The sequence below is a fragment of the Micromonospora sp. NPDC048835 genome (assembly GCF_040649995.1).
Classification (GTDB): Bacteria; Actinomycetota; Actinomycetes; order Mycobacteriales; family Micromonosporaceae; genus Micromonospora.
The window spans coordinates 206,016-214,179 of record NZ_JBEZGM010000013.1; the positions used below are offsets into that span (position 1 = coordinate 206,016).

The 8,164-nt window shown below is 72.2% G+C and carries 6 protein-coding genes; 4 read left to right on the top strand and 2 right to left on the bottom strand.

What is annotated here, in order from left to right; all coding sequences use genetic code 11:
• Window positions 1–17: 17 nt before the first annotated feature.
• Window positions 18–2,549 carry an FtsX-like permease family protein gene (locus AB0C15_RS18200; RefSeq protein WP_357353279.1) on the bottom strand — a complete coding sequence of 844 codons (2,532 nt, stop codon included), beginning with the start codon at window positions 2,547–2,549 and terminating at the stop codon, window positions 18–20.
• Window positions 2,546–3,304, bottom strand: coding sequence for an ABC transporter ATP-binding protein (locus tag AB0C15_RS18205; RefSeq protein ID WP_357353281.1), 759 nt, complete (start codon window positions 3,302–3,304; stop codon window positions 2,546–2,548). Before AB0C15_RS18205 ends, AB0C15_RS18200 begins: the two co-directional genes overlap by 4 nt.
• A 146-nt stretch (window positions 3,305–3,450) precedes the next feature.
• Between AB0C15_RS18205 and AB0C15_RS18210 the strand changes: the two genes are divergently transcribed.
• The 4 genes from AB0C15_RS18210 (at window position 3,451) to sthA (ending at window position 8,031) form a co-directional block, all read left to right on the top strand.
• Entirely contained in the window at window positions 3,451–4,644 is a 1,194-nt protein-coding gene (locus tag AB0C15_RS18210) for a histidine kinase (protein WP_357353283.1), read from the top strand.
• Window positions 4,641–5,279 (top strand): response regulator transcription factor, encoded by a 639-nt coding sequence (locus tag AB0C15_RS18215; protein ID WP_357353285.1) that lies wholly within the window; start codon window positions 4,641–4,643, stop codon window positions 5,277–5,279. Before AB0C15_RS18210 ends, AB0C15_RS18215 begins: the two co-directional genes overlap by 4 nt.
• A gap of 275 nt (window positions 5,280–5,554) precedes the next feature.
• The gene (locus AB0C15_RS18220) at window positions 5,555–6,574 is read left to right on the top strand and encodes a cellulose binding domain-containing protein (protein WP_357353287.1); all 1,020 of its coding nucleotides are present in this window, start codon (window positions 5,555–5,557) and stop codon (window positions 6,572–6,574) included.
• 53 nt (window positions 6,575–6,627) lie between these two features.
• The gene (gene sthA, locus AB0C15_RS18225; RefSeq protein ID WP_357353289.1) at window positions 6,628–8,031 is read left to right on the top strand and encodes a Si-specific NAD(P)(+) transhydrogenase; all 1,404 of its coding nucleotides are present in this window, start codon (window positions 6,628–6,630) and stop codon (window positions 8,029–8,031) included.
• Window positions 8,032–8,164: the final 133 nt, after the last annotated feature.

Sequence of the window (8,164 nt, forward strand, 5' to 3'; positions counted from 1 at the left end):
GCCACCCCACGGCGTGCTCAGTTGTCGGCGCCCAACGCCACCACCGGGCTGACCCGCGATGCCCGACGGGCCGGCAGCACCCCGGCCAGCGCGGTCAACAGAACCAGGGCCACGAACAGCCCGGCCAGCGGCAGCAGCGGCGCGGTCAGCGGTGCCTCGATCCCGAGAGTTCGAACCGCCAACCAGGCGTACGGGATGCCGAGCACCAGGCCGATCGTCGCGCCGATCACCCCGTACAGGCCGGACTCGACGGTCAGCATGGTCCGCAGGCCGGTCCGGGACAGCCCGATCGCCCGGAGTAACCCGGACTCGCGGACCCGTTCCACCACCGAGAGCGCGGTCGTCGAGCCCACGCCGACGACCGCGATCAGCACGGTCAGCCCGACCAGCCCGACGGCGATCCAGACCAGGGTGCGCACCAACGCGTCGTTCCGGTCGCGTTCGTCGGCGAGCACGGTGAGGCCCACCCCGTCGCTGCCTCCGATCGCCTGGCGCAGGGCCCGCACGCCGGCGGTGCGACCGTCCTCGCCGGTCGCGGCGGCGTCGGCCAGCAGACCGGTGTACGCGGCTGACACGTCGAGCCGGTCCAGGTCGGCCGGGTCGGCGAGGATGCCCGCGTGCAGCGGGCCGTCACCGGGCAGGATCGCGACCACCCGCACGTCGACCCTGCTGGTGGCGACGGCGAGCGCGACGGTGTCACCGACCCGCAGATCCGCGTCCCGCGCGACCCAGCTGTTGAGCACGATCCGGCCGGGGCCACGATCGGCCAGGGTGCCCTGGGCGACGTCCAGGTCGGCGGTGGTCGGCAGCGCCGCCAGATCCAGGTCGCTCGTCGGATAACCGGACTCGACGTGGCCGAGCCGGTCGGCGCCGCGCAGCAGCGTGGCGTCGCCGACCATCCGGTACGGCACCACCCGGGCCAGCGCGCCGGTGGCCGCCTCGGCCCGGGTCACGACTGCCGGCGGCAGCGTCCCACCGTTGCTGGTGACCTCGAAGTCGGTCGGGGCCGAGAGCGCCATCTCCCGGTCGGCGAGGATCTGCAGCGACGCGCCGCCGATGACCACTCCGGAGATCAGGGTCACGCCCAGCGCGACCACGACGGAGACCGCAGCCGCCCGGCGCGGCGCCCCGCCGATCCCGCCGACCGACATCCGCCCGAGTGGGCCGAACTGCCGCAGCGGCCAACCCACCACGGCCAGCACCGGGCGCACCAGCAGCGGCCCGAGAGCCACCAGGGCACAGAACGCCAGCGCACCGGACGCGACAAGCAGGAGCAGGGGCATCGTCGGGTCGTAGGTCGACTGGTCCGGATCCGGCAACAGACTGATCGTCGCGACCGCCGCCAGGACCGCGCCGACGGCCAGGAGCAGCCCGAAGACCAGGCGCAGCACGCCGATGCCACGCCGACCGGCGGTGGTGCTCGACGTGCGCAGCGCCTCCAGTGGGGAGACCCGGGCGGCGGAGAGCGCCGGTGCCAGCACGGCCAGCACGGTGACCACGACGGCGCCGATCACCACGGCGACCGCCGCCGCCAGCGGCAGGCCCGGCGAGGAGACCGCGTGGCCGGTGCCGCGCAGGACCGCCGGCAGCGCGTACCCGAGGGTGAGCGCGGACGCGACCCCGACGACGCCGGCCACCAGCCCGGTCAGGGCTCCCTCGGCGGTCAGGGCCGCCACCAGCGTGCCGCGACCCGCGCCGACGGCCCGCAGCAGGGCGAGCTGCCGCATCCGCTGGGCGAAGACGATGCGGAACGTCGAGGTGACCACGAGCGCCGCCGCGACGACCGCGATGGAGACGAACACGCCGACCAGGAGGAAGAGTTTCCCGACCTGCTCGGCTGCCGCGTTGGCCTCGGACTCGCGCACCTCGGCGCCGGAGCGGATCGGCTGGCCCGCGACCGCCGCGGTCACCCGTTGACGGACGACCTCCGTCGCGGTGTCGGGGGCCACCCGTACGTCGACGCGCTCCACCGCCGTCAGGCGCGCCCAGGCGATCACGGCCCCGTCCGGGGCGTACGCGTCGTAGCCGGCGTCGGCCGCGGCGTCCACCAGGCCGGTCACGGTGAGCGGGGCGGGCGCGGTGAGTTCGCCGCCCACGGCGCGGGTGGTGGTGCCGACCGACAGCCCGAGCCGCTCGGCGGTACGCGGGGTGATGGCGATCTCGCCGGGCTGGTCCGGGTAGCTGCCCTCGATCAGACGAACGGTGCTGAGCGGGCCGGTGCCGGGATCGGCCTGGAGGTTGAGGTAGTCCTCGCCGATGGAGACCCCGGTCGCGACCCGGGCCACCACGTCGGCCACCCCGGGCACCGCCCGGATCTGCCGCAGGTCTTCCACTGTCGGTGGCGGCACGTCGGTGCTGCCGATCACCAGATCGGTGACGGCCGGGGTGGCGCTGAGGTTGTCCCGCACGGTCCGTTCGGTGATCTGCTGGACCAGCACGGTGCCGAAGACGACGAACGACGCGACCAGGATCGCCAGGCCGGTCAGGATCAGCCGGCCGGGCCGTCGGGCCGCGGCGGTCGTCTGGGTACGCAGCACCGTCGCCCTCATGCGTGGGCCGCCAGGTCACGCAGGGCGTCGGTGACCGACACCTGGTTCGGCCTGTCGATCTCGCCGGCCAGCCGCCCGTCGGCGAGCAGCACCACCCGGTCGGCGTACGCGGCGGCGATCGGGTCGTGGGTGACCATGACGACGGTCTGGCCGAGGTCGCGCGCGGAGTCGCGCAGGATGGTGAGAACCTCCGTACCGGAGCGGGAGTCGAGGTTACCGGTCGGCTCGTCGGCGAAGACCACCTCGGGCCGGGCCACCAGCGCCCGGGCCAGCGCGACTCGCTGCTGCTGGCCACCGGACAGCTCACTGGGCCGGTGGTTCAGGCGGTCGCCCAGGCCGAGCACCCGCACCAGGTGTCCCAGGAGTTCGGCGTCGGGCTGCCGACCGGCCAGGTCGAGCGGCAGGGTGATGTTCTGCGCGGCGGTGAGCTGCGGCAGCAGGTTGAAGGACTGGAAGACGAAGCCGATCCGCTCCCGGCGTACCCGGGTCAGCGTCCGGTCCGACTGGCCGGTCAGCTCCGTGCCGCCGAGCAGGACGCGACCGGAGGTGGCCGTGTCGAGGCCGGCGAGGCAGTGCATCAGGGTCGACTTGCCGGACCCGGACGCGCCCATGATCGCGGTGAACCCGGCCCGGCCGAAGCCGACCGAGACCCCGTCCAGAGCACGGACGGCGGCGTCGCCACTGCCGTACACCTTCACCAGGTCGACCGCGGCGACCGCGGCGTGGCTGGTCTCCGGCGGGGCGTGGGTTGTCATCGTTCCTCCAGTGGCTGCGTGGTGACCTGCAAAGCCTCGCCAGCACCGCCGGTCTGGCGCATCGGCCCGGGGCCGGGTATCGCCGACGCCGGGTCTGCCTTTTGGCCGATCCGCCACCTCCGCCCGGCTGGCTACGCTGGGTCACCATGAGCACGCCGGATCTTCGACGACTGTGGGTACGCCTGGCCCAGGCCGCCGGACTGGTGGCGATCGGGCTGCTCGCCCTCTTCGACCTCCGGTACAGCTCGCCCAGCGGCCTGACCGCCGTGCTGCTGGTGCTGGTGCGGGCGGGGCTCGCGGTGGCGACGGTGCCGCTCTGGCTGCCGGTGCACCGGCCGGGCTCCCGCCGGCTGCCGTGGGCCGCGCTGGCCCTCGCCTCGGCGTCACTGGCCGTGACCGCGGTGATTGTGATCGTTCCGGACGGCCACTTCGGGCTCGGCGGTAGCTGGGGCCTCGCCGAGTCGGCCGGGCTGATCGGGGTGGTCTTCGTGGTGGCGCGCTGGGGGGCGCCCCGACTCGCTCCGGCGGCGGCGGTGGTCGCCGGGCTCGCCGTCGCCGCGTTGCCACTGCGCTCCGGTGCCGAAAGCCTCCTGGTGATCTTCGGTCTGCTTCAGGTGATCGCCGCTGCCGGAGCCGCCGGCGCGGGGCTCTACCTGCGCATCGTGGCCGCCGGTCGGGAGCGGGCCATCGCGCTGGTGCGGGCCGAGCAGCGTGCCGAGTTCGCCCGGGATCTGCACGACTTCATCGCCCACCACGTCACCGGCATCGTGGTGCAGGCGCAGGGTGCCCGGTTCGTCGCCGAACAGGACCCGCAGCGGGTGATCGTCGCCCTGGAGCAGATCGAGCGGGCCGGCGCCGAGACGATGGCCTCGATGCGACGGATGGTCGGGATCCTGCGCAACCCGGACGCGCCGCCCGACGCGCCGCTGGCCCCCCTGGCCGGAGTCACCGAGCTGGCGCCGCTGCTTACCGGTTTCAACGGCGCGGCGAACGCGCCGGCACGACTGCACGTCGACGGCGACCTGACCGGGCTGCCGGTGGAGGTCTCGACGTCGGCGTACCGGGTGGTGATGGAAGGGCTGACAAACACCCGCCAGCACGCACCGGACGCGCGGTCCGTGCAGGTGGCGGTGCGGCGCACCCCGGACTGGCTGCTGGTCCGGGTCGCCGACGACGGGGCGTCGCCGCGCGGCACACCGGCCCGGGGGCACGGCTTCGGGCTCATCGGCCTGAGCGAGCGGGTGCGTGCCCTCGGCGGCACGGTCACCGCGGGGCCGGGCGTCGCCGGGGGTTGGGTGCTCGACGCGGCGTTCCCGCTGCAGGTGGTGGTGCTCCGGTGATCCGGGTGCTGATCGCCGACGACCAGGCCATGGTGCGGACCGGCTTCGCAATGATCATCGGGGCCCAGCCGGAGATGGAGGTGGTCGGCGAGGCCGCCGACGGGGTCCAGGCGGTCGAGTTGGCCCGACGACTCCGCCCGGACGTGGTGCTGCTGGACATCCGGATGCCCCGCCTCGACGGTCTCGAGGCACTGCGGCTGCTCGCCGGGCCGGGCGTCGTCGATCCGGTCCGGGTGGTCGTCGTGACGACCTTCGACCTCGACGAGTACGTGCACACCGCGCTCTCCAACGGCGCCTGCGGCTTCCTTCTCAAGGACTCCGGCCCGGCCCTGCTGGTGGAGGCGGTGCGCGCGGCCGTGGCCGGCGACGCGCTCATCAGCCCTTCGATCACGGTACGGCTGTTGGAGCACCTCAGCTCACCCGCCCCGGCGCGCGACGGCGGTGGGCTGTCGCCACGGGAACTCGACGTCGTGAAGCTCGTCGCCCGGGGCCTGACCAACGCCGAGATCGCCACCCAGCTCTTCATCGCCGTGGGCACGGTCAAGACCCACCTGGCGAGCGTGCAGATGAAACTCGAGGCCCGCAACCGGGTCGAGATCGCCGCCTGGGCCTGGGAACGCCGCCTCGTCGCCTGAGCCCTCACATCCACCGAAACGGTCGAGAGGTCGAATCGACGACACCTGCTGCACCGACCGCATCCACAGCACCGACCGCACCGACCGCACCGATGTCGTAGACGATTCAGCTCCAAAGGCAGCGATCGGCACAACATGCACCAGCCCTGAGCCGAATCCTCGCGCCGAAGTCAGCGTCCGACCCCCAGCGGGGCAGCCTCCCGAACCACGGTGACCTAACATAGACAGAGTTGGATTGATGGTGATTGGCGGGCGACCGAGGCGGGGGAATCATCATGTGTGATCGTCGAAATCGAGGAATCCGGTCGAAGGCCGCCGCGCTGGCCGCCGGCGTGCTGGCGGTGACCCTGGTGGCCGTCGGCGCGACCCCGGCGTACGCCGCCGAGGACACCGAACGCCCCACCGCCCCCGGCCCGATCACTGTCGCCGCCATCGACACCACCTGGGTCGAGCTGACCTGGGCTGCCTCGACCGACAACGTGGGAGTGGTCCGTTACCCGGTGTCCGCGCGGTTCGAGGACAACGGCCTGACCTGGTCGACCGAGACCAACAGCATTCGGATCACCGGCCTGCGGCCGTCGCGCACGTACACCTTCTTCGTGTCGGCGCTGGACGCGGCCGGCAACGGTTCACCATCGACCGCGCCCCTGCGGTTGACCATGCCACCGGGCGACGACCAGCCGCCGGGTGCGCCGGGTCAACCGGTGGCGTTCGACGTCACCGCCACGGTGGTCCGGCTGCGTTGGGCGCACGCGGTGGACAACGCGGTGGTCGAACGGTACGAGGTGTTCCGGGTGGACACCGGCGGCGCGCTCACCCTAATCCGCGACGTCTCCCAGTACCCGCCCGTCAACAGTGCCCAGATCAGCGGGTTGACGCCGAACACCACGTACACCTTCGTGGTGCGCGCCCGCGACGAGGTCGGACTCCTGTCCCCGCTGTCCGCACCGGTTACCGTCACCACCCTGCCGCCGCCGCCGAGCTGCGCGGTCCGGTCGATAGTGGGTCAGTGGCCGGACGGTTTCGTGGCGCAGCTCGCGGTCACGAACACCGGTCCGACCCCGATCGACGGGTGGACGATGAGCTGGCGGTTCTACGCCGGCCAGAAGCTGCGCAGCCTGTGGGGCGCGGAGCTCGTCGACCGCGACAGCAGCTACCTGCGGGTGCGCAACCTCCGCCACAACAGACTGATCCCGCCCGGCGGCACGGTTTCGCTTGGCGTCGCCGCCAGCGGCGCGCAGGCGCCGCAGGAGGTCAGCGTCAACGGCGGCCTCTGCACGGTGGCAGACGAATAACACTCGGGTACGGAGTCTGGCGTGCGCCGCGACATCTTGCGACGCTAACGCCTGTGTATGACTACGACCTGTTGGTGCTGGGCTCCGGGCCCAGCGGTCAGAAGGCCGCGATCGCCGCCGCCAAGCTCGGCAGGCGGGTCGGCATCGTGGACCGCCGCGACATGATCGGTGGGGTGTGTATCAACACCGGCACCGTCCCCTCCAAGACGTTGCGCGAGGCCGTGCTCTACCTGACCGGCCTGAGCCAGCGGGACCTCTACGGCAGCAGTTACCGGGTCAAGGAGGACATCACGGTCAGCGACCTGGCGGCCCGGACCCAGCACGTCATCACCCGGCAGACCGACGTCATCCGCAACCAACTGTCCCGCAACCGGGTCACGATGATCACCGGCACCGGGCGTTTCGCCGACGCGCACTCCATCTGGGTCGACGGCGGCTCCGGCCGCGAGTCCAAGGTGACCTTCGACAAGGTCGTCATCGCCGCCGGCACCCGCCCAGCCCGGCCGGACAGCGTCGACTTCGACGACCGGACGATCGTCGACTCCGACGGTGTCATCAACCTCCAGGCCGTCCCCCGCAGCATGGTCGTGGTGGGCGCCGGCGTGATCGGCATGGAGTACGCCTCGATGTTCGCCGCGCTCGGCACCAAGGTGACGGTGGTGGAACGCCGCGACCGGATGTTGGACTTCTGCGACGACGAGATCGTCGAGTCCCTCAAGTACCACCTGCGCGACCTGTCCGTGGCGTTCCGCTTCGGCGAGGAGGTCGCCGCCGTGGAGAAGCACCAGACGGCCGCGCTGTGCATCCTCAAGAGCGGCAAGAAGATCGTCGCCGACACGGTGATGTACTCGGCCGGCCGGCAGGGACAGACCGACGACCTGGCCCTGGAGGCTGCCGGGCTGGAGGCCGACCGACGCGGCCGGATCGCCGTCGACGCCAACTACCGCACGGCGGTGGAGAACGTCTACGCCGTCGGTGACGTGATCGGCTTTCCCGCGCTCGCCTCCACCTCGATGGAGCAGGGCCGGCTGGCCGCGCAGCACGCCTGCGGCGAACCGATCCGGGAGATGCACGGCCTCCAGCCGATCGGCATCTACACGATCCCGGAGATCAGCTTCGTCGGGCAGACCGAGGCGCAGCTCACCGAGCGCTCGACACCGTTCGAGGTGGGCATCGCCAGGTATCGCGAGCTGGCCCGGGGTCAGATCGTGGGCGACTCGTACGGCATGTTGAAGCTGCTTGTCTCCCCCGACGACGGCCGGCTGCTCGGCGTGCACGTGTTCGGCACCGCCGCCACCGAGATCGTCCACATCGGGCAGGCGGTGATGGGGTGCGGCGGCACGATCGACTATCTGGTCGATGCGGTGTTCAACTACCCGACGCTCGCCGAGGCGTACAAGGTCGCCGCCCTGGACGCTTCAAACAAGATCCGCAACATCACCCGCATCGACGGCTAACCACCACCGCCGACCTCAACCAGCCCCACCCCACCCCCACCCCACCCCCACCCCGCCCCGCCCCGCGCCCCGGTGATCAAGAGGTTTGCGTCACGACACGCCGAGCGCGATGACGCAAACCTCTTGATCACCG

Bases quoted from the DNA above. Each gene is read 5' to 3' on its own strand.
- AB0C15_RS18205 (WP_357353281.1), bottom strand. From the start codon at position 3,304: ATGACAACCCACGCCCCGCCGGAGACCAGCCACGCCGCGGTCGCCGCG.
- AB0C15_RS18200 (WP_357353279.1), bottom strand. From the start codon at position 2,549: ATGAGGGCGACGGTGCTGCGTACCCAGACGACCGCCGCGGCCCGACGG.
- AB0C15_RS18220 (WP_357353287.1), top strand. From the start codon at position 5,555: ATGTGTGATCGTCGAAATCGAGGAATCCGGTCGAAGGCCGCCGCGCTG.
- AB0C15_RS18210 (WP_357353283.1), top strand. From the start codon at position 3,451: ATGAGCACGCCGGATCTTCGACGACTGTGGGTACGCCTGGCCCAGGCC.